The sequence below is a fragment of the Mesorhizobium ciceri biovar biserrulae WSM1271 genome, assembly GCF_000185905.1.
Classification (GTDB): Bacteria; Pseudomonadota; Alphaproteobacteria; order Rhizobiales; family Rhizobiaceae; genus Mesorhizobium; species Mesorhizobium ciceri.
This window is the reverse complement of record NC_014923.1, coordinates 3470865-3490215: the sequence shown is the minus strand read 5'-3', so window position 1 is coordinate 3490215 and position 19351 is coordinate 3470865. Positions and strand designations below refer to the sequence as shown.

15 protein-coding genes are annotated in these 19351 nt (G+C 64.1%); 10 read left to right on the top strand and 5 right to left on the bottom strand.

The annotated features are described in order from the left end of the window. The first annotated feature begins 186 nt into the window (after positions 1–186). From MESCI_RS16815 to MESCI_RS16795, 5 genes are all read left to right on the top strand, one after another. Positions 187–1446, top strand: coding sequence for a sarcosine oxidase subunit beta (locus MESCI_RS16815; RefSeq protein WP_013531143.1), 1260 nt, complete (start codon positions 187–189; stop codon positions 1444–1446). A 17-nt stretch (positions 1447–1463) separates the two neighbouring features. Then, positions 1464–1760: a sarcosine oxidase subunit delta gene (locus MESCI_RS16810; protein ID WP_013531142.1), complete on the top strand. Its 297-nt coding sequence runs from the start codon at positions 1464–1466 to the stop codon at positions 1758–1760. Further along, positions 1757–4750: a sarcosine oxidase subunit alpha gene (locus MESCI_RS16805; protein ID WP_013531141.1), complete on the top strand. Its 2994-nt coding sequence runs from the start codon at positions 1757–1759 to the stop codon at positions 4748–4750. Before MESCI_RS16810 ends, MESCI_RS16805 begins: the two co-directional genes overlap by 4 nt. Next, on the top strand, positions 4743–5330 hold the full coding sequence (locus MESCI_RS16800) for a sarcosine oxidase subunit gamma (RefSeq protein WP_013531140.1): 588 nt from the start codon (positions 4743–4745) through the stop codon (positions 5328–5330). The genes MESCI_RS16805 and MESCI_RS16800 overlap by 8 nt, the downstream gene beginning before the upstream one ends. 173 nt (positions 5331–5503) lie before the next feature. Next, positions 5504–6946, top strand: coding sequence for an MFS transporter (locus MESCI_RS16795; protein ID WP_013531139.1), 1443 nt, complete (start codon positions 5504–5506; stop codon positions 6944–6946). An 11-nt stretch (positions 6947–6957) separates the two neighbouring features. Here the strand turns inward: MESCI_RS16795 and MESCI_RS16790 are convergent, their stop codons facing one another. Further along, positions 6958–7662: a nitroreductase gene (locus MESCI_RS16790; RefSeq protein ID WP_063170259.1), complete on the bottom strand. Its 705-nt coding sequence runs from the start codon at positions 7660–7662 to the stop codon at positions 6958–6960. A 180-nt stretch (positions 7663–7842) separates the two neighbouring features. Between MESCI_RS16790 and MESCI_RS16785 the strand changes: the two genes are divergently transcribed. The 5 genes from MESCI_RS16785 to MESCI_RS16765 are packed head-to-tail and all read left to right on the top strand — an operon-like array spanning position 7843 to position 15427. Continuing rightward, complete coding sequence (locus tag MESCI_RS16785; protein WP_263485021.1) at positions 7843–8430, top strand: helix-turn-helix domain-containing protein; 588 nt, start codon at positions 7843–7845, stop codon at positions 8428–8430. A gap of 20 nt (positions 8431–8450) precedes the next feature. Beyond that, the gene (locus tag MESCI_RS16780) at positions 8451–10904 is read left to right on the top strand and encodes a GcvT family protein (protein WP_013531136.1); all 2454 of its coding nucleotides are present in this window, start codon (positions 8451–8453) and stop codon (positions 10902–10904) included. Further along, complete coding sequence (locus MESCI_RS16775) at positions 10901–11806, top strand: homocysteine S-methyltransferase family protein (RefSeq protein WP_013531135.1); 906 nt, start codon at positions 10901–10903, stop codon at positions 11804–11806. Before MESCI_RS16780 ends, MESCI_RS16775 begins: the two co-directional genes overlap by 4 nt. Further along, a complete protein-coding gene (locus tag MESCI_RS16770; RefSeq protein ID WP_013531134.1) occupies positions 11799–12980 on the top strand; it encodes a pyridoxal phosphate-dependent aminotransferase in 1182 nt (393 codons plus the stop codon). Before MESCI_RS16775 ends, MESCI_RS16770 begins: the two co-directional genes overlap by 8 nt. Continuing rightward, on the top strand, positions 12977–15427 hold the full coding sequence (locus MESCI_RS16765; RefSeq protein WP_013531133.1) for a GcvT family protein: 2451 nt from the start codon (positions 12977–12979) through the stop codon (positions 15425–15427). The genes MESCI_RS16770 and MESCI_RS16765 overlap by 4 nt, the downstream gene beginning before the upstream one ends. Before the next feature lie 51 nt (positions 15428–15478). Here MESCI_RS16765 and MESCI_RS16760 read toward each other — a convergent pair whose 3' ends face one another. From MESCI_RS16760 to MESCI_RS16745, 4 genes are read right to left on the bottom strand one after another with little or no spacing between them, the layout of a single operon-like run. Further along, positions 15479–16066 carry an NAD(P)H-dependent oxidoreductase gene (locus MESCI_RS16760; protein WP_013531132.1) on the bottom strand — a complete coding sequence of 196 codons (588 nt, stop codon included), beginning with the start codon at positions 16064–16066 and terminating at the stop codon, positions 15479–15481. Next, entirely contained in the window at positions 16066–16647 is a 582-nt protein-coding gene (locus MESCI_RS16755) for an NAD(P)H-dependent oxidoreductase (protein WP_063170260.1), read from the bottom strand. The genes MESCI_RS16760 and MESCI_RS16755 overlap by 1 nt, the downstream gene beginning before the upstream one ends. Then, entirely contained in the window at positions 16647–18050 is a 1404-nt protein-coding gene (locus tag MESCI_RS16750) for an FAD-binding oxidoreductase (protein ID WP_013531130.1), read from the bottom strand. Before MESCI_RS16750 ends, MESCI_RS16755 begins: the two co-directional genes overlap by 1 nt. Beyond that, entirely contained in the window at positions 18050–19351 is a 1302-nt protein-coding gene (locus tag MESCI_RS16745) for a cytosine deaminase (protein ID WP_013531129.1), read from the bottom strand. Before MESCI_RS16745 ends, MESCI_RS16750 begins: the two co-directional genes overlap by 1 nt.

The following is a 19351-nucleotide window of genomic DNA, read 5'->3' as shown; positions in this document are numbered from 1 at the left end:
AAGACGGCCCTATCATGGGGCAAGCCGTCGTATCGCGAGCCCATCCGATCATTGGCCCCAACCGATCACTCACGCCGAGTGATCCCATCCCGGGCGTCGGCCAGTCGAAAGGCGATGGCGCAATATTGGCTTTGCGGATGCGGCCTGCTCTATAGTCTGCCGCATCGCCCGAACCGGATGACATCAATGGCAGAGTACTCGGCCTTTTCGCTGCTCGCGAACGCGCTCAAGGGAAACAAGGATTGGAAGCCGGCATGGCGCAAGCCTGACCCGAAGGCGTCCTATGACGTCATCATCATCGGTGGCGGCGGTCATGGGCTGGCGACCGCCTATTATCTTGCCAAGGAACACGGCATCACCAATGTCGCCGTTGTGGAAAAGGGCTGGCTCGGTTCCGGCAATGTCGGCCGCAACACCACGGCCGTGCGCTCGAATTATCTGCTGCCTGCCAACACCCGCTTCTACGAACACTCGATGAAGCTGTGGGAGAACCTGTCGCACGAGCTCAACTACAATGTCATGTTCTCGCAGCGCGGCTGCCTGAACCTGGCGCACACGCCGGCCCAGTTCGACGACTATGCAAGGCGCGGCAACGCCATGCGCCATCTCGGCGTCGATGCCGAACTGATGACGAAGACTGAGATCAAACGCCTGATTCCGGCGCTCGATATCTCCGACAGCGCTCGCTTCCCGGTGGTCGGCGGCCTGATGCAGCGCCGCGCCGGCACCGCCCGCCACGATGCGGTGGCCTGGGGCTATGCGCGCGGCGCGGACAGGCGCGGCGTCGACATCATCGAAAATTGCGAGGTCACCGGCTTCCTGCGCGACGGCGACCGCATATCAGGCGTCACCACTTCGCGCGGCGACATCCGCGCCAGGAAGGTGGCCGTGGCGGTCGCCGGCAGCACCGGACGCGTCATGCAGATGGCCGGCATCGAGACGATGCCGATCGAGAGCCATGTGCTGCAGGCCTTCGTCACGGAATCGCTGAAACCCTTCATCGACACGGTCGTCACCTTCGGCATGGGCCATTTCTACATGTCGCAGTCGGACAAGGGCGGCCTCATCTATGGCGGCGACATCGACGGCTACAACAGCTACGCCCAGCGCGGCAATCTGCCTGTCGTCGACGAGGTGATGAGCGAAATGCTGGCGTTGTTTCCGGGCCTCGCGCGCGTGCGCATGCTGCGCTCCTGGGGCGGTGTTTGCGATATGTCGATGGACGGCTCGCCGATCATCACCGCCGGCCCCCTGCCCGGCATGTATCTCAACTGCGGCTGGTGCTATGGCGGCTTCAAGGCGACGCCGGCTTCCGGCTGGTGCTTCGCCTGGACCATCGCCAAGGACCAGCCGCACGACCTCAACGCGCCCTTCACGCTCGACCGCTTCCACCGCGGGCTGGTGATCGACGACAAGGGCCAGGGTGCAAACCCGCGGCTGCATTAGGCAATAGGTAGAGTCCAATGTTGATCACTTGCCCCTATTGCGGCCCGCGCGACGTCATCGAGTTCACCTATCAGGGTGACGGCAATCGTGAGCGTCCCGACCCCGCCTCGCAGAATTTCGAGGCGTGGAACGCCTATGTCTATGACCGGCTGAATCCGGCCGGCGACCACAATGAGATCTGGCAACATTCCGGCGGCTGCCGCGCGCATCTCAAGGTCGTGCGCAACACGCTGACGCATGAGATTTCCAGCGTTGCCTTTGCGCGCGGCGATCATGGGTCGGCCGCCCGCCACAAGGCGGAGGACAAGGCATGAGCCCGCGCCGCGCCGACACCGGCGGCCGCATCGACCGGCTGAAAACCATCCGCTTCACCTTCGACGGCACGGCCTACACCGGCCATGCCGGCGACACGCTGGCGTCAGCCCTGCTGGCCAAGGGCGTCACGTTGTACGGGCGTTCGTTCAAATACCACCGCCCACGCGGCCTGCTCACCGCAGGCGTCGAGGAACCCAACGCTCTGGTGACAGTGCTGAAGGGCGAGGTTCGCGAGCCCAACATTCCAGCGACCATGGTTGAGATCCATGACGGGCTGGTTGCCATCAGCCAGAACCGCTTTCCCTCGCTTGCCTGGGACATCAACGCCGTCAACCAGCTCGGCGGCAAGATCCTGTCGGCCGGGTTCTACTACAAGACCTTCATGGGACCGGTGTTCGGCCCGCTCAAGGGCACGCGTTTCTGGATGTTCTGCGAACACTTCATCCGCCGCGCAGCCGGTCTCGGCAGTGCCGGATCGGCGAAAGACCCGGCCCGCTACGAACGCATGAACGCCTTTTGCGACGTGCTGGTCGTCGGCTCGGGGCCGGCCGGCCTGATGGCCACCAAGGCCGCCGCCGATCAGGGTGCGCGCGTCATGCTGGCCGATCTCGAGCCGCATTTCGGCGGTTCGGCCAACTGGTCCGAGGAAACGATCGATGGCGCGCCTGCCGCCGATTGGGCGCGGCGCACCGTCGCCCAGCTCGCAGGCCGCGACAATGTCCGGCTTCTGCCGCGCACCACGGTGTGGGGTTACTACGACAACAACACGCTTGCCGCGCTCGAACGGGTCAGCGACCATAAGGAGCACCCCGGCAAGGGCGAGCCGCGCCATCGCTATTGGGCGATCCGCGCCAAATCCGTGGTCCTCGCCACTGGTGCGTTCGAGCGGCCGCTCATCTTCCCCGGCAATGACCGGCCAGGCGTGATGCTGGCGCATGCCGCCGAGCGCTATGCCAACGAATTCGGCGTGCTGCCGGGCGAGCGGATCGCGTTGTTCACCAACAATGACAGCGCCTATAGGGCGGCTGTCGCCTTGAAGAAGGCCGGTGCCGCGGTCGTCGCCATCGCCGATGTCAGGCCGGAACTTTCGCCGGAGATGCGCAAGCTGGCCGCGGAAGCCGAGGCAGAGATCTTTGCCGGCCATGCCGTCGTCGCCACCGAAGGCGGCAAGGCGCTGTCCGGCCTCAAGCTGCAGCGCTTCGACCTGGCCAATGGGGCACTCATCGGTGATGCACGCAGTATCCATGCCGATTGCCTGCTGATGTCCGGCGGCTGGTCGCCGACCATCCATCTGGCCAGCCAGGCCGGCGCCAAGGCGGAATGGAACGCCGCGCGGCAAGCTTTCCTGCCGCCAAAGCCGACACAGAGCTGGATCGGCGCAGGCGCCTTCACCGGAAGCTTCTCGACGGCCGAAGCCATCGCCGAAGGCCGCGCCGCCGGCCTCGCCGCCGCAGGCGGGCAGAGCACACCGTCCATGCTGCCGACCGTCGAAGCAGTGCCTGGCGATCCCGACCCCGCCCCGGTGTTCGAGATCAGGGCCAAGGGCAAGAGCTTTGTCGATTTCCAGCACGACGTCACGGCCGAGGACGTGCGGCTGGCTCACCGGGAAGGCTTTGTCTCGGTCGAGCATCTCAAGCGCTACACCACGCTCGGCATGGCGACCGACCAGGGCAAGAGCTCCAACGTGCCTGGCCTTGCCATCATGGCCGAGGCGCTGGGCAAGCCGATCCCCGAGGTCGGCACGACACGCTTCCGGCCGCCCTTTGCTCCGGTGTCGATCGGCTCGCTGGCTGCCGAGCGTTTTGGCGACCTGAAGCCAGAACGATTGACGCCGATGCATGACTGGCATCTGGCCAATGGCGCGACGATGTATTCCGCCGGCCTCTGGTACCGGCCGATGATCTATGGGCTTTCAGGCGAAACGGTCGAGCAGGCCTATGTGCGCGAAGCCAAGGCGACGCGCGAAAGCGCCGGCATCGTCGATGTCTCGACACTGGGTAAGATCGCGGTGCAAGGCCCTGATGCCGCCGCATTCCTCGACCGCGTCTACACCAACATGTTTTCGACGCTGGCCGTCGGCAAGGCCCGCTACGGGCTGATGCTGCGCGAGGACGGCCTCGCCTTCGACGATGGCACCACCTGGCGGCTCGGCGAGCAGGATTTTCTGATGACCACCACCACGGCCAACGCCGGCAAGGTGATGCAGCATCTGGAATATTTCCTCGACGTGATCTGGCCGGAGCTGAAAGTCCACGTCACCTCGGTGACAGACGAATGGGCAGGTGCCGCGATCGGCGGCCCGAAGGCCAGGCAGATCCTCGCCGCCTGTGTCACCGGCACGTCGGTCGACAACGCCACCTTGCCCTTCATGGGCATCGTGCGCGGCGAAATATCAGGCGTGCCGGTGATGATCTGCCGGCTGTCCTTCTCCGGTGAAATGGCCTTCGAGGTCTATTCCGGCGCCGGCCATGGCACCCATGTCTGGAAAGCGCTTGTCGAAGCCGGCAAGCCGTTCGGGCTGGTCACCTACGGTCTTGAGGCATTGGGCACCATGCGCATCGAAAAGGGCCATGTCACCGGCGCCGAGATCGACGGCCGCACCACGGCGCGCGACCTGCATCTCGACTGGATGCTGTCGAAGAAGAAGCCGTTCATCGGCTCGGCGATGATGGACCGCGAAGGCTTGATCGCATCGGACCGCCTCGAACTGGTCGGCCTGATCGCTCTCGATAACCGGCCGCTCAACGGTGGCGCCCACATCGTCGAGGAGGTTGACGAAGCCAATCCGCACGACTCCATCGGCCATATCACCGCCTGCTGCTATTCGCCGGCGCTCGGCAGACATATCGCGCTGGCGCTGGTCGAGGGCGGCAAGGCACGGCACGGCACGCGCGCCCACGTCTCCGATCCCTTGCGCAACCGGTTCGGACCGGTCGAGATCGTCTCCAACCACTTCTTCGATCCGGACGGGAGCCGCATGCATGGTTGAGCACCAATCCCCGCTTGAGCCGGAATTTCACGTCGGCTCGCACGGCAATTTCGAGCATGGCGTCGAGATCATCCTGACCGAGACGAGGCCGGGCTCGATCGTGCAACTCGCCGCCTGGCCCGGCGAGGAGAAGAGGCTGATCGCAGCCATCCGCACCGTCACCGGGCTGGCGCTTCCCGATGGCGCCGGCGGCGGAGTGAGCGACGGGGTCAAGTCAGTGTTCGGCTTCGCGCCGGGAAAGTTCACCGTTGCCGACGAGGCCGAAGGGCTGGCCGCTGCCTTTGCCAAGGTGGTGACCTCGGCCATCGGCACGGTGACCGATCTCTCGCACGGCCGCACCGCCATCCGCATTGCCGGGCCGAAGGCCGAATGGGTGCTGGCGAAATTCTTCGCCATCGACTTTTCGCTGCCGGCCTTTCCCAATGGCGCCGGCCGCTCGACCGCTCATCACGACGTCTTCGCCCAGATCCAGCGCACCGGCGCCGACCAGTTCGACATCTATGTCTTCCGCTCGTTTGCACGCTCGTTCTGGAAGGCGCTCTGCCACGCCAGCGAGGAAGTCGGCTACGAGGTGCAATAGGCGGCGCCGAAAGGTCGCATCGCTCCTGCTTCTGGCATCAACGCCAGCCGTTTCTGCCGCTAGAGACTCAGGCCGCAGGCGCCCATGGTGCGAAAATGCGGCCGCCCAACCGGCCCAGGGATATGAAATCCCTTCTTCAAGAGTCGGCACATTCGTTTGGTTCGAACATCTCCATGACCGCAGAACTATCCGCCGGCGCCACGGATCGCGCCGATGTGCCGGCCAGAGCCTTGCTCCTGCTGCCGCTGACGGTCGCCTGCGGCGTGTTCATGACCAGCCTCGACCAGAATGTCGTGGTGACCGCGCTGCCGGGCATCAGCGAAAGCCTCGGCCGTCCGCCCAGCCAGCTCGGCCTGCTGATCACCGTCTATGTCGCCAGCCTGATCATCTCGATGCCGCTTGGCGGCTGGGCCGCCGACCGCTTCGGCCTGCGCAACGTCTACTGCTTTGCCTTGCTGGTGTTCGCCGCCTCGTCGGCGCTTTGCGGGCTGTCCGACAACATCTGGACGCTGGTTGGTGCGCGTGCGTTGCAAGGCTTCGGCGGCGCCTTGATGGGCACACTAGGCCAGGTCGTCATCCTGTCGACTTTTCCGCGCAGCCGAACGCTCAAGATCAACATGTACATCTCGCTGGCCGGCCAGTCCGGACCGTTGGTCGGTCCGCTCGTCGGCGGTGCGCTGACCACCTACATTTCCTGGCGCTGGATCTTCTTCATCAACGTGCCGTTCGCGCTGGCGGCGGCAATTCTTGCCGCCTCGCTGTTTCCGACGATGACCAAGCCCGTGCGCACGCCGTTCGATTTTCCGGGCTTCCTGCTGGTCGGCAGCGGCATGGTCCTGCTGGTCTTCGGCATGGATTCGCTTGCCGCCAAGGACGCCGCGGGCGGCATCATCGCCGGCGAACTGGCGCTGGCGCTCGTCATCCTGACCATCGCCTCGTTCTACTGCCTGCGCGTGCGCAATCCGCTGCTCGATCTCAAGCTGTTGCGCATCCGTACCTTCCGCATTTCGTTCCTCACCGGCGGCGGGCTGGACACGATCGGCCTTAGCTCGGTCGTCTTCCTGCTGCCGCTGATGTTCCAGCTCGGCTTCGGCATGAGCGCGGTGCAGGCGGGATCGCTGACCTTCGTAGCCGCGGTCGGCTCGGTGGCCATGCGGTTCTTCATGCCGCGTGTCCTCAACCGTTTCGGCTTTCGCCGCGTGCTGGTCTACAACACGCCCATCGTCGCCGCCCTGGTTGCCGGCTTCGCGCTGATGCAGGCGACGACGCCGGTGTGGATCGTGCTCACTTACATCTTCGTCTTCGGCGTCTTCCGCTCCGCGCAATGGGCCTCGACCGGCAACCTCGCCTATTCCGACATCGCGCCCGAGCAGCTCGCCCGTTTCAGCGCGCTCTATTACATATTATGGCAGCTGGCGGTGGCGATCAGCGTCGGCCTGGCCGCCGCGGCATTGTCGTTTCTGGCGGGCGGCGGCCCCGCCGTCGCCGACGATTTCCGCATCCTGTTCGTGATCGAGGGCATCATCACGCTCTGCGCGCTGCTCGCCTATCTCAAGCTGACACCCCAGGACGGCGCCCATGTCAGCGGCCACGGCGCACAGATGAACACGGAATGAGGCCGGCTGGCTTATTCGCTGAACGTCACCCACTCTTGCAGCGGCACGCGGTCGGTGCGGAAGGCGTTTTCAGGTTTTGACGTATCTTCATAACCAAGCGCCATGCCGCAGACGACGATCTCCTCGTCCGGAATGTCGAGCACCGGCCTGATCTGCCGGTGATAGGGCGCGAACGCCGCCTGCGGACAGGTGTGCAGACCCCTGCCTCTAGCTGCGACCATGATGTTCTGCAGGAACATGCCGTAATCGATCCATGAACCCTGGTTGAGGCGGCGATCGATGGTGAAGATCATGCCGACCGGCGCGTCGAAGAAGACGAAGTTGCGGTCGTGCTGGGCGCGCATCTTGTCGACCTCGCGGCGACCGATGCCGAGCGCGCCATAGAGGCCGAAACCGTTGGCGCGGCGTCGCGTCAGATACGGCTCGAAGAACTGCGTGGGATAATACCGGTACTCGTCCCAATCGGCTTTTTCGGCGCGAATGCCGGAATTGAGAATGGCGTCCGATATGCGCTGCTTGCTCTCGCCCTTGGTGACATAGACCTTCCATGGCTGCATGTTGGTGCCGGATGGGGCGCGCGCCGCAACCGCCAGAATGGCGCGGATGGTGTCGTCTTCGACCATGTCGGGCAGGAATGCGCGCACCGAACGGCGCGACAGGATCGCCTCGTCGACAATCTCGGCGTCGCCCTCGATTCGGGGGTTATTTTCCAGCATGGGCCGTCCCTTACCCTTTGTCTCGATCGGACGTCCCCACTCGCCGCTCTCGGCGGAGCCTTTGCATGAACCGTCAAAATCGCGCAAGCAAATCTTGTGCATCCGTGAAAATCTGCTTGATTTTTTCATGAGCTTGATTTCTCATGAAATTTGTCGGTGATTTTTCATAAAGAGAGCGTTTTGCCTTCGACTACCGCAAGAACATTGCAGGGACCTGACGAACGCGTGCTGGCCGGCGACATCAGGGCCCTGCGCAAGGCGCGCGGGCTGACGCTCGCCGAGATCGGCCTGAAGCTAGGCCGTTCGGTCGGCTGGGTCAGCCAGGTCGAGCGTGGCCTGTCGACGCCGTCGCTCGGTGACCTCAGAGCCTTCGCCGAACTGTTCGGCGTGCCGATCAGCCTGTTCTTCAGCCATGACGTACCTGTCGAAAGCGAGCGCGGCGTGGTCGTGCGCGCCGGCAGGCGCCGCACGCTTGGCACAAGCGAATCCGGCCTGGTGGAGGAGCTTCTGTCGCCCGATCTCGGCGGTAGCTTCGAGATGGTGCGTTCGGTCTTCGCGCCGGGCGCGGAACTGAAGGCCGAGGCGCAGCGGCCGACCGAGGAAGCCGGATACGTCGCGTCCGGACTGTTCGACATCGAGATCGGAGGTGTCTGGCATCGGCTTGGCGAGGGCGACTCCTTTCGCTTCGAAGGCAAGCCCTACCGCTGGCGCAATCCGGGTGCCGAGCCGGCAATTGTCATCTGGGTGGTTTCACCACCCGTCTATTGAGTTCAAGTTTGGAGAAGAACATGGCGGGTTTGCCGAGCACGGCGCGCGTGGTGATCATCGGAGGCGGCGCCGTCGGCACCTCCGCGCTCTATCATCTCGCCAAGGCGGGCTGGACCGACTGCGTGCTGCTCGAGAAGAACGAGCTGACCTCCGGCTCGACCTGGCATGCCGCCGGCAACGTGCCGACCTTCTCCTCGTCCTGGTCGCTGATGAACATGCAGCGCTATTCGACCGAGCTTTATCGCGGGCTGGCCGACGCGGTCGACTACCCCATGAACTATCACGTCACCGGCTCGCTTCGCCTTGCCCACTCGCTCGAGCGCATGCAGGAATTCCAGCGCGCCAAGGGCATGGGCCTCTACCAGGGTATGGACATAGACATTGTCGGTGTCGACGAGATCCAGCGTCGCTATCCCTTCATCGAGACGCATGAGCTGAAAGGCGCGCTCTACGACCCGAGCGACGGCGACATCGATCCGGCGCAACTCACCCAGGCGCTGGCCAAGGGTGCGCGCGACATGGGCGCGAAGATCATCCGCTTCTGCCCGGTCACAGGCGTGCGCCGCGAGAACGACGACTGGGTGGTCGAGACGGCACAGGGTGAGATCCGCTGCGAGATCGTCGTCAATGCCGCCGGCTACCGCGCCGCCGAAGTCGGCCGGATGTTCGGCCGCGACGTGCCGATGATGGTGATGAGCCATCAGTACATTCTGTTCGAGGAGATCCCCGAACTCGCGGCATGGTCGAAGGAACAAGGCAAGAAGCTGCCGCTGCTGCGCGACGTCGACACCTCCTACTATCTGCGCCAGGAGAAGAACGGCATGAATCTCGGCCCCTATGAGCGCAATTGCCGCGCGCATTGGGCCAGCCACAATGACCCGATGCCGGAGGACTTTTCCTTCCAGCTGTTCCCCGATGATCTCGACCGGCTGGAACATTATCTGGCCGACGCCGTCGCCCGCGTGCCGATCCTTGGCACGGCCGGCCTGTCCAAGGTGATCAACGGGCCGATCCCCTATACGCCGGACGGCAATCCGCTGATCGGCCCGATGCCCGGCGTTCCCAATGCCTTCGAGGCCTGCGTCTTCACCTTCGGCATTGCCCAGGGTGGCGGCGCCGGCAAGGTGCTGGCCGAATGGGTGACCGAGGGCCGGACCGAATGGGACATGTGGTCGTGCGACCCGCGCCGCTTCACTTCCTATGCCGCGGCGCCGGACTATTGCGTCGCCAAGGGCATGGAGATCTACGGCAACGAATACGCCATCCAGTTCCCGCGCCATGCCTGGCCGGAGGGCCGCGACCGCAAGCTGTCGCCGATCCACGATCGCATCAAGGCGCTCGGAGGCCGCTTCGACGCCTATAATGGCTGGGAGCGTGCCACCTGGTACGCGCAGGACGGCGATGACATCTCCGAGGAAGCCACGCTGACCTTTCGCCGCGACGGGCCATGGCAGCATCGTGTGCGCGAAGAATGCCTGGCCGTGCGTGACGCTGCCGGCATTTTGGACCTGCCTGGGTTCTCGCGCTTCAATCTCGATGGTCCAGGTGCCGCCGAATGGCTGAGCCTGCAGGTCACCGGACTGGTGCCGAAGCCAGGCCGCATCGGTCTCGTCTATTTCGCCGACGACAAGGGCCGCATCGTCACCGAAATGTCCGTCGTGCGTCACGACGAGAACCTGATGACGCTGATCACCGCGGCGGTCGCGCAGTGGCATGATTTCGAATGGCTGAAGTCGCGCATGCCCAAGGACGCACCGTTCAAGCTGATCGACCGGACCGAAGAATTCTCGACCCAGATCCTGGCCGGCCCGAACTCGCGAAAAATCCTCGCCGATGTCTGCGAAGCCGACCTCACTCTGCCATGGCTGACGCATCAGGAGACGAAGATCGCCGGCCGCTGGGCCAAACTGGTGCGCGTCTCCTTCGCCGGCGAACTCGGCTGGGAAATCCACACCAGGATCGACGACACCGCCGCCATCTTCGATGCCGTCTGCGCCGCAGGCCAGCAGCACGGGCTGAAGCCTTTCGGCATGTACGCGCTGGATTCGCTCCGGCTTGAGAAAGGCTACCGCACCTGGAAGGGCGACCTGTCGACCGACTATTCGATCCTGCAGGGCGGGCTCGAACGCTTCGTCAAATGGGACAAGCCCGACTTCCGTGGCAAGGCGGCACTGCTGAACGAAAAGCAGCAAGGCGTGAAGAAGCGCTTCGTCACGCTGGTGGTGGAAAACCCCGGCGATTGCGACGCTCCGCCAGTTTCTACACTCTGGCATGACGGCAAGATCGTCGGCGAGACGACGTCCGGCGGCTGGGGCCATCGCATCGACAAGTCGATCGCGCTCGGCATGCTGCGCGCCGACCTGGCCAAACCAGGTACATCAGTCGAGGTCGAAATCTTCGGTGACCGCTTTCAGGCAATCGTGCAGAAGGATGAACCGCTGTGGGATCCGAAGAACGAAAGGCTGCGCGCATGAAGAAAATCATCCTCACCGATGGCGGCATGGGCCAGGAACTGGTCCGCCGCAGCCAATCCGAGCCGACGCCGCTATGGTCGGCCAGGGTGCTGATCGACGAACCGGATCTGGTGCGCGACCTGCACGCGGAATTCATCCGTGCCGGCGCACGTGTCATCACCATCAACACCTATTCTGCGACACCCGAACGCCTGGCGCGCGAAGGTGCGGAAGACCTATTCAAGCCATTGCAGAAGCGCGGCATCGAATTGGCCAGGCAGGCCCGCGACGAGGCCGGCGATGCAGCCATCGCCGGTTGCCTGTCGCCGCTTTTCGGCAGCTATGCACCGGCACTGACCATTTCCTTCGAGGAGACGCTCGAGATTTACCGCCGCATCGTTGCCGAGCAGGCCGATGGCGTCGACCTGTTCCTGTGTGAAACCATGGCGTCGGCGGACGAAGCCCGCGCAGCGGTGACCGCTGCATCGGAAAGCGGCAAGCCGGTATGGGTATCGTGGACGCTGGCTGACCACGGCAAGCCGCGGCTGCGCAGCGGCGAAGCCATTGCCACCGCGGCAAGCGCGCTCGACGGCCTGGCAGTCGCAGCGCGGCTGGTCAATTGCTGCCGGCCGGAAGCAATCGCCGCGGCTTTGCCTGAACTGATCGGCCTCGGCGGCCCGGTCGGCGCATATGCCAATGGCTTCACGTCAACCGAAGCACTTAAGCACGGCGGCACCGTCGATGTGCTGCACGCTCGTCACGACCTTGGCCCGGATGCCTATGCAGACCAGGCGATCGGCTGGGTGGAGGCTGGCGCAAGCATCGTTGGCGGCTGCTGCGAAGTCGGACCACCGCACATCGCCGCCCTGCGCGACCGGCTCGAACAGGCCGGCTACGAAATTTCGGGAGTTTTGCATGCCTAGACCATCATCGCGCATTTCCGGCATCGTGCCTTCGGGCAAGGACGGCTGGGAAGTCCATTTCGCCGCCTGGACGCGCAAGGAGGCCGGCGAAGACATCATCATGCTGTCGGTTGGCGACCATGATTTCGACACGCCTTCGCAGACCATTGAAGCCTGTGTGACCGCGGTTCGCGGCAGCAATCATCACTACACCCCGCTTCCCGGCTTGCCGCGCCTGCGCAAGGCGATGGCCGCAGCCTCGAGCGCCTGCACCGGCGTCGAGACATCGCCGGATCAGGTGATCGCCACGCCGGGCGGCCAGGCCGCACTCTACGCGGCCGTGCAGGGCGTGCTCGACCAGGGCGATCACGCCATCGTCGTGGCACCCTATTATGCCACCTATCCCAACACGTTCAGCGCCGCTGGCGCTGATTTCACCGTCGTCGAGACACCGGCCGAGGATGGCTTCCAGCCGCGAGCCGACATGATCCGCGCGGCAATCCGGCCGAACACGCGCGCCATCCTGATCAACACGCCGAACAATCCGACCGGTGCGGTCTATTCGCGCGAGCGGCTGGAACAGTTGGCAGAAGTCTGCCGGGAGCACGACCTCTGGCTGCTGTCGGACGAAGTCTACTGGACGCTCGGCGGCGGCGAGCACGTCTCGCCGCGCTCGCTGCCAGGAATGGCCGAGCGCACGCTGGTCATCAATTCGATGTCCAAGAGCCACGGCATGACCGGTTGGCGCATGGGCTGGCTGACGGGACCGGAGCAGATGATCACGCTCATGATCAATCTCAATCTGGTGACGACCTACGGCCTGCCGGCCTTCATCTCGATCGCTTGTTCCGAGGCGCTGGAGAACCGTTACGGCGTCAAGGAGATCGCCGAACGCTACGCGGCACGCCGCACCGTCTTGCTCGACGCCGTGCGGGGCATGAACGATGTCACCGTGCGCGGTTCGGAGGGCGGCATGTATGTCATGCTCGACATCTCGGCCGTCGAGCCGGACGACGAGAAATTCGCCTGGGCCCTGCTCGACAAGGAAAAGGTTGGCGTGATGCCCGGCTCCAGCTTCGGCGAGGCGGCCGCCGGCCACATTCGCATCAGCCTCTGCCAGCCCGAACCCGTGCTGCAGGAAGCTGCACTTCGTCTGCGCCGCTTTGCTTCCAGCTACCGTTGCGAGGCAGCATGATCGCCAAGGCAGTTCCCGCCAAAGCAAGAGCGGTCATCATCGGCGGCGGCGTTTCCGGCTGCTCGGTCGCCTATCACCTGGCCAAGCTCGGCTGGACCGATATCGTGCTTCTCGAACGCAAGCAGCTGACGTCGGGCACGACATGGCATGCCGCCGGCCTGATCGGCCAGCTGCGCGGTTCGCAGAACATGACGCGGCTGGCGAAATATTCCGCCGACCTCTACGTCAAGCTGGAAGCAGAGACCGAAGTCGGCACCGGCATGCGCCAGGTCGGTTCGATCACCGTGGCGCTGACCGAGGAGCGCAAGCACGAGATCTACAGGCAAGCGTCGCTGGCGCGTGCCTTCGATGTCGACGTGCGCGAGATTTCGCCCAGGGAAGTCAGCGAGATGTACCCGCATCTCAATGTTTCCGATGTCGTCGGCGCCGTGCATCTGCCGCTCGACGGCCAGTGCGACCCCGCCAACATCGCCATGGCACTGGCCAAGGGCGCGCGCCAGCGCGGTGCGACCATCGTCGAGAACGTCAAGGTCACCAAGGTCCACAGCAAGGCCGGCCGCGTCACGGGCGTGTCCTGGACACAAGGCGAAGAGCAAGGCACGATCGAGGCCGACATCGTCGTCAACTGCGCCGGCATGTGGGCGCGCGAACTGGGAGCGCAGAACGGCGTCACCATCCCGCTGCACGCTTGCGAGCATTTTTACCTCGTCACCGAGCCGATCCCCGGCCTCACCCGCCTGCCGGTGCTGCGTGTGCCCGACGAGTGTGCCTACTACAAGGAGGACGCCGGCAAGATGATGCTGGGCGCTTTCGAGCCGGTGGCAAAGCCCTGGGGCATGGACGGCATCCGTGAAGATTTCTGCTTCGACCAACTGCCGGAGGATATGGAGCATTTCGAGCCGATCCTCGAAATGGGCGTCAACCGCATGCCGATGCTGGCGACCGCCGGCATCCACACCTTCTTCAATGGTCCCGAGAGTTTTACGCCCGACGACCGCTACTATCTCGGCGAGGCGCCGGAACTGTCCGGCTACTGGATGGCGACCGGCTACAATTCGATCGGCATCGTCTCCTCCGGTGGCGCCGGCATGGCGCTGGCGCAGTGGATCAATGACGGCGAAGCCCCCTTCGACCTGTGGGAAGTAGACATCCGCCGCGCCCAGCCGTTCCAGAAGAACCGCCGCTATTTGAAGGAGCGCGTCTCTGAAACGCTTGGTCTGCTCTATGCCGATCATTTCCCCTATCGTCAGATGGCGACGTCGCGCAATGTCAGGCGCTCGCCGCTGCACGAGCATCTGAAGGCGCGCGGCGCTGTCTTCGGCGAAGTCGCCGGCTGGGAGCGCGCCAACTGGTTCGCCCGCGAGGGCCAGGAGCGCGAATACCGCTATTCCTGGAAGCGCCAGAACTGGTTCGACAATCAGCGCAAGGAACACCTTGCGGTCAGGAATGGCGTCGGCCTGTTCGACATGACCTCGTTCGGCAAGATCCGTGTCGAGGGCCGCGACGCCTGTGCTTTCCTGCAAAGACTATGCGCCAACGACATGGATGTCGCGCCGGGCAAGATCGTCTACACCCAGATGCTCAACCAGCGCGGCGGCATCGAGAGTGACCTGACGGTCTCGCGGTTGTCCGAGACGGCGTTCTTCCTCGTCGTCCCAGGCGCCACGCTGCAGCGCGATCTGGCTTGGCTGCGCAAGCACGTCGCCGACGAGTTCGTCGTCGTCACCGACGTAACGGCGGCCGAAAGCGTGCTCTGCCTGATGGGCCCGGACGCGAGAAAGCTGATCCAGAAGGTCAGCCCGAACGATTTCTCCAATGAGAAAAATCCGTTCGGCACGTATCAGGAGATCGAAATCGGCATGGGCCTGGCTCGCGCCCACCGCGTCACCTATGTCGGCGAACTCGGCTGGGAGCTCTATGTCTCGACCGACCAGGCGGCCCATGTCTTCGAGGTGGTCGAGGAGGCAGGTGTGGATGTCGGCCTGAAACTCTGCGGCCTGCACACGCTGGATTCCTGCCGCATCGAAAAAGCGTTCCGGCATTTCGGCCATGACATCACCGACGAGGACAATGTGCTGGAAGCCGGCCTCGGCTTCGCGGTGAAGACCGCCAAGGGCGACTTCATCGGCCGTGACGCGGTGCTGCGCAAGAAGGAAGCCGGCCTGTCACGCCGGCTCGTACAGTTCCGGCTGAAGGATCCGGAACCCCTGCTCTTCCATAACGAGGCGATCCTGCGCGACGGTAAGATCGTTGGTCCGATAACGTCTGGCAATTACGGCCATCACCTCGGCGGCGCCGTCGGGCTGGGCTATGTGCCTTGCGAGGGCGAGAGCGAGGCGGATGTGCTGGCGTCGTCCTATGAGATCGAAATCGCCGGCGAGCGTTTTGCGGCGGAAGCCTCGCTGAAGCCGATGTACGATCCGAAATCGGAGCGGACGAGGATGTAGTGCCTTCTCGCCTCCCCCTTTGTGGGGGGGAAGGAAGGGAAAGTCGCCCTCTCAAAACCTTTCCAGCTTCCCTCGCACCTTCGCCAGAAACGCCGCCCTTGTCGCCGGCGTCGAGGCATCCATCAAATAGTGCGCCAGGAAAAACGTCCGGCAGCGCGTGGCGCACAGCGCCCGCATGCCGCGCAGCAGGGTCTTGCGTCCCGGCTGGCCGACGACGACGCTCCACCAGGTCGGCGCGCCGCAGGTGGTGATGACGCCGACCTTGGTTACATGCGTCATCAGCGACTTGATCCGTCCCTTGCCGGTCGGCAGCTTGAAGGCGACGTCCGTCGCCCACACCCGGTCGAGCCAGCCCTTCAGCATCGCCGGCAGTCCGTACCACCAGGTCGGATAGACGAACAGGATCGCTTCGGCCCAGTTGAGCAGTTCGAAATGCGGCTTCAGTGCCGGGTCCTGCGGCGCCTGGTCATTGTAGGAGCGCCGCTCGTCGCAGCCCATCACCGGGTCGAATTTCTCCGCATAGAGGTCGAGCAGCCGCACCTCCCAGCCTCGTCGCATCAGCACGTCGATGGCAGTGTCGCGGATGGCGGCGCAAAAGCTCTCGGGTACCGGATGGCAGTAGACCACCAGTGCGCGCATCAGAACTCATCCATGCGGGCCGCGACCTTGGTCGTGAAAGCCTTGCGCGAGCCGTCGGTAGACAGGTTCATCGCGTAGTGCGCGAGGTAGGTCACCGGCGCGCCCGGTTTGACGGTGGCGCGCAGCATCCGCTTGATCAGCCTGCGCGGCGGATCGCCCATCAGCAGGGCGCGGAACCGGCTGCCGCCGTAGGTGGTCACCGCCGCAACCTTGCGAATGTTGTGCAGCGACGGCTGCGCCTTGCCGTCGACCAATTTGAACGACACGCCGGGCAAGAACACGCGATCGAAAAAGCCTTTCAGGATCGCTGGAAAGCCATAGTTCCAGACGGGATAGGAAAGCACCAGCGCATCGGCGCGCAGCAGGCGCTCGACATAAGGCGCGACAGCGTCGGCGGGGCCACGTGGGTTGTGGTAGTCCAGCCGCTCCTGGCGCGTCAGTCGCGGATCGAAACCCTCGGCATAGAGATCGCAGTCGTCGACCGTATGGCCCGCCGCCGTCAGGCGCTCGACGATCATCCGGTGCAGGCCGGCATTGAAGCTGGTCTCGACCGGATGGGCGTAGAGGACGAGGATGTTCATCATCCTACCTTCTGCAGCCCCCTGAACAAAAAAGTCCGCCCGGAACGGTAGTCGTAGTCCGGGTTCTCCCAGGCGATCATCTTGCCGGGGTTGAGGAGCCCTTGCGGATCGGTCTGGCGCTTGAAGGCGAGTTGCACCGCGTCGGTCTGCTTCATGCCGCCCTCTTCCAGCGTGTAGCGATGCGGGTTGAAGATCGGGCAACCGTTCGCTTCATGCAGGCGCACGATCTCGTCGAGCCGCGCTTCGGTCGTGAACTTGACCAGCGGCAGGCCGAAGCAGGTAATGTTGCCGTCCAGCCGCACGAATTCGAGATGCGAGAAAACCTCGCCCGGAAACATCGCATCCATCTTCTCGACAAGCGCCAGCTGGTTGGGAAAGGGATAGAGCGACTGCAGATAGGTGATCGAAGGGTCGACGCGCAGCGCCCTCAGCGTGGTGTGGTTCCAAGCCAATTCATAGGCCGGCGGCAGGCCTTTTTTCTCATCCGGCGTCGCCGTGGCCGCATTGTAGATCACCTCGCCGCCGGCACGCCGGGTGAAGGCAAGAAAAGCGTCCAGCCCATGCTGCGCCACCATGACGACGCAAATGCTCTGCCCGTCGCTCAGGAATTTCTGGTGCCGCTTGAAATAGAGCTGCGGCACGGGTGCCGCTATCGGCGTGATCAGCTTGGTCAGGATGCCATCCTGACAGGCCAGCGCATTGCCATAGCGGGCCGCATCCATGAAAGCGTCGAAGCCGACAATGACGTCGATCCAGTCATACGCCGCGGTCAGCGGCATCTCGACTTCCGATATGATGCCGTTGGTGCCGTAGGCATGGGTCACCTTGTGCAGATCCGCGCCGGTGAGCTCGAGCGCTTTCGGCTCGGCCTCCATGGTCACCACGCGCAGCCGAAGCACATTGCCGAAATCGCGCAACCCGCCGAAATTGATCGAGCCGATGCCGCCCGAACCGCCGGCGATGAAGCCGCCAATCGAGGCTGTGTTGTAGGTGGAGGGCGATAGCCGCAGTTCCTGCCCGGAATGCGCCCGCGTTGCCTTGTCGATATCGGCCAGGATCGCCCCCGGCCCGGTCACGACGCGACCCGGAGCGATCGACTTGATCTCGTTCATCTCGGCAAGGTTGAGCACGACGCCGCCGGAGAGCGGCATCGCCTGGCCGTAATTACCGGTGCCGCTGCCGCGCGGTGTCACCGGCACGCCATGACGATGACTGGCGGCAAGCACGCGGATCAGTTCGGCCTCGTTCTTCGGCGTCACGATCAGGTCGCCGGTGACATGGTCGAGCTGCTGCTTCAGCACCGGGCTGTACCAGTAGAAGTCACGGCTCTTCTGCTGGACGATGGCCGGATTGTCGTCGACCTTCAGGCCTTCGAGATCGCGTTTGAGCGCCGAAACATCCATCATTCCACCATCAGTTCGTCGAGTTCGGCATAATCTGGCAATTGGCGGTCGATCGCCTTGCCGCCGCGCACCACGATGCGATCCGATTCGGGCCGCGACAGCAATTCCGTCCAGCTTCGGCCTTTGAACACGATGAAATCGGCATCACCGCCGGCAGCCAGCGTGCCGAAGCCATCAAACCGCATCACCTTGGCCGGCGTCGCGGTGACCGCTTGCGGCCAGTCGGCGACCGGATGATCGAAATGCAGGATGCGCGTCGCCATGCGGTAGACCTCCAGCATGTCGAGATCGCCATAGGCATAGAAGGGATCACGCGTGTTGTCGGAAGCAACCGCCACCGGAATGCCCCTCGCCTTCATCTCGTGCAGCAGCGTCACGCCACGCCAGCGTGGCGTGGTGCCGTCGGCGCGCCGGTCCTGCAGATAGAGATTGCACATCGGCAGCGAGACGACGGCGAGCCCCGCTTTCGCCACCTTGTCCAGCGTGTCGAGCACGTCGAGATCCGGCTGGCGCGCCAGCGAGCAGCAATGGCCGACGAGGATCTTTCCTTCGAAACCGTTCCACAGAGCGGCCTCGGCGATCTTCTTCAGCGATATGGCGGAAATGTCGTTGGTCTCGTCGGCATGGAAATCGAGATCGAGGCCATGCTTGATGGCCTGCGCGAAGACGTGATCGAGCAGCTCTTCGAGGTCCGGCGCCATATAGGTGACGACACCGAGCACGCCCTTTGCCGCGGCAACCCTCTTTGCCAGCCTGTCGAACCACTTTTTGTTGCGCACGCCTTCGACGCCGAGCAGGCAGGCGCCCTGCAACTCGATGCGGCCGCGCCATTCCTCGCGCATCGCCTCGAACGCCGGCCAGGAGATTTCCTCCTGCGGCGCGACGCTGTCGATGTGGGTGCGCAGCGCCCTTGTGCCATGGGCGTAGGCGCAGCGCAGCGAGAAATCCATCCGCCGCGCCAAATCCTCGGCGCTCCAGCGTGCCACACGATCGGCATCGGCGGCATTCAGCGCGCCCATGAACGTGCCGTCGGGATTGGGCTTTCGCGGCCAGATATGGCCCTTGTCGATATGCGTGTGGCAGTCGACGAAGCACGGCAGCACGATGCGACCGCCGAGATCGACGGCGTCGGCAGACGCTTTCAATCGGCCATGCGCGGCGATGTTGGAAATCTTGCCGTCGGCGACAGTGACGTCGGCAAGCGCGAAGCCATCGCTATCGGGGACAGCAGCGAGCCCCGGTGTCAGGGACGCGTGAAGCCTGACGTTGGTAAGCCGGTATGAACCAGTGTTGGGAATCAA

Bases quoted from the DNA above. Each gene is read 5' to 3' on its own strand.
- MESCI_RS16815 (WP_013531143.1), top strand. From the start codon at position 187: ATGGCAGAGTACTCGGCCTTTTCGCTGCTCGCGAACGCGCTCAAGGGA.
- MESCI_RS16810 (WP_013531142.1), top strand. From the start codon at position 1,464: ATGTTGATCACTTGCCCCTATTGCGGCCCGCGCGACGTCATCGAGTTC.
- MESCI_RS16805 (WP_013531141.1), top strand. From the start codon at position 1,757: ATGAGCCCGCGCCGCGCCGACACCGGCGGCCGCATCGACCGGCTGAAA.
- MESCI_RS16800 (WP_013531140.1), top strand. From the start codon at position 4,743: ATGGTTGAGCACCAATCCCCGCTTGAGCCGGAATTTCACGTCGGCTCG.
- MESCI_RS16795 (WP_013531139.1), top strand. From the start codon at position 5,504: ATGACCGCAGAACTATCCGCCGGCGCCACGGATCGCGCCGATGTGCCG.
- MESCI_RS16790 (WP_063170259.1), bottom strand. From the start codon at position 7,662: ATGCTGGAAAATAACCCCCGAATCGAGGGCGACGCCGAGATTGTCGAC.
- MESCI_RS16780 (WP_013531136.1), top strand. From the start codon at position 8,451: ATGGCGGGTTTGCCGAGCACGGCGCGCGTGGTGATCATCGGAGGCGGC.
- MESCI_RS16775 (WP_013531135.1), top strand. From the start codon at position 10,901: ATGAAGAAAATCATCCTCACCGATGGCGGCATGGGCCAGGAACTGGTC.
- MESCI_RS16770 (WP_013531134.1), top strand. From the start codon at position 11,799: ATGCCTAGACCATCATCGCGCATTTCCGGCATCGTGCCTTCGGGCAAG.
- MESCI_RS16765 (WP_013531133.1), top strand. From the start codon at position 12,977: ATGATCGCCAAGGCAGTTCCCGCCAAAGCAAGAGCGGTCATCATCGGC.
- MESCI_RS16760 (WP_013531132.1), bottom strand. From the start codon at position 16,066: ATGCGCGCACTGGTGGTCTACTGCCATCCGGTACCCGAGAGCTTTTGC.
- MESCI_RS16755 (WP_063170260.1), bottom strand. From the start codon at position 16,647: ATGAACATCCTCGTCCTCTACGCCCATCCGGTCGAGACCAGCTTCAAT.
- MESCI_RS16750 (WP_013531130.1), bottom strand. From the start codon at position 18,050: ATGGATGTTTCGGCGCTCAAACGCGATCTCGAAGGCCTGAAGGTCGAC.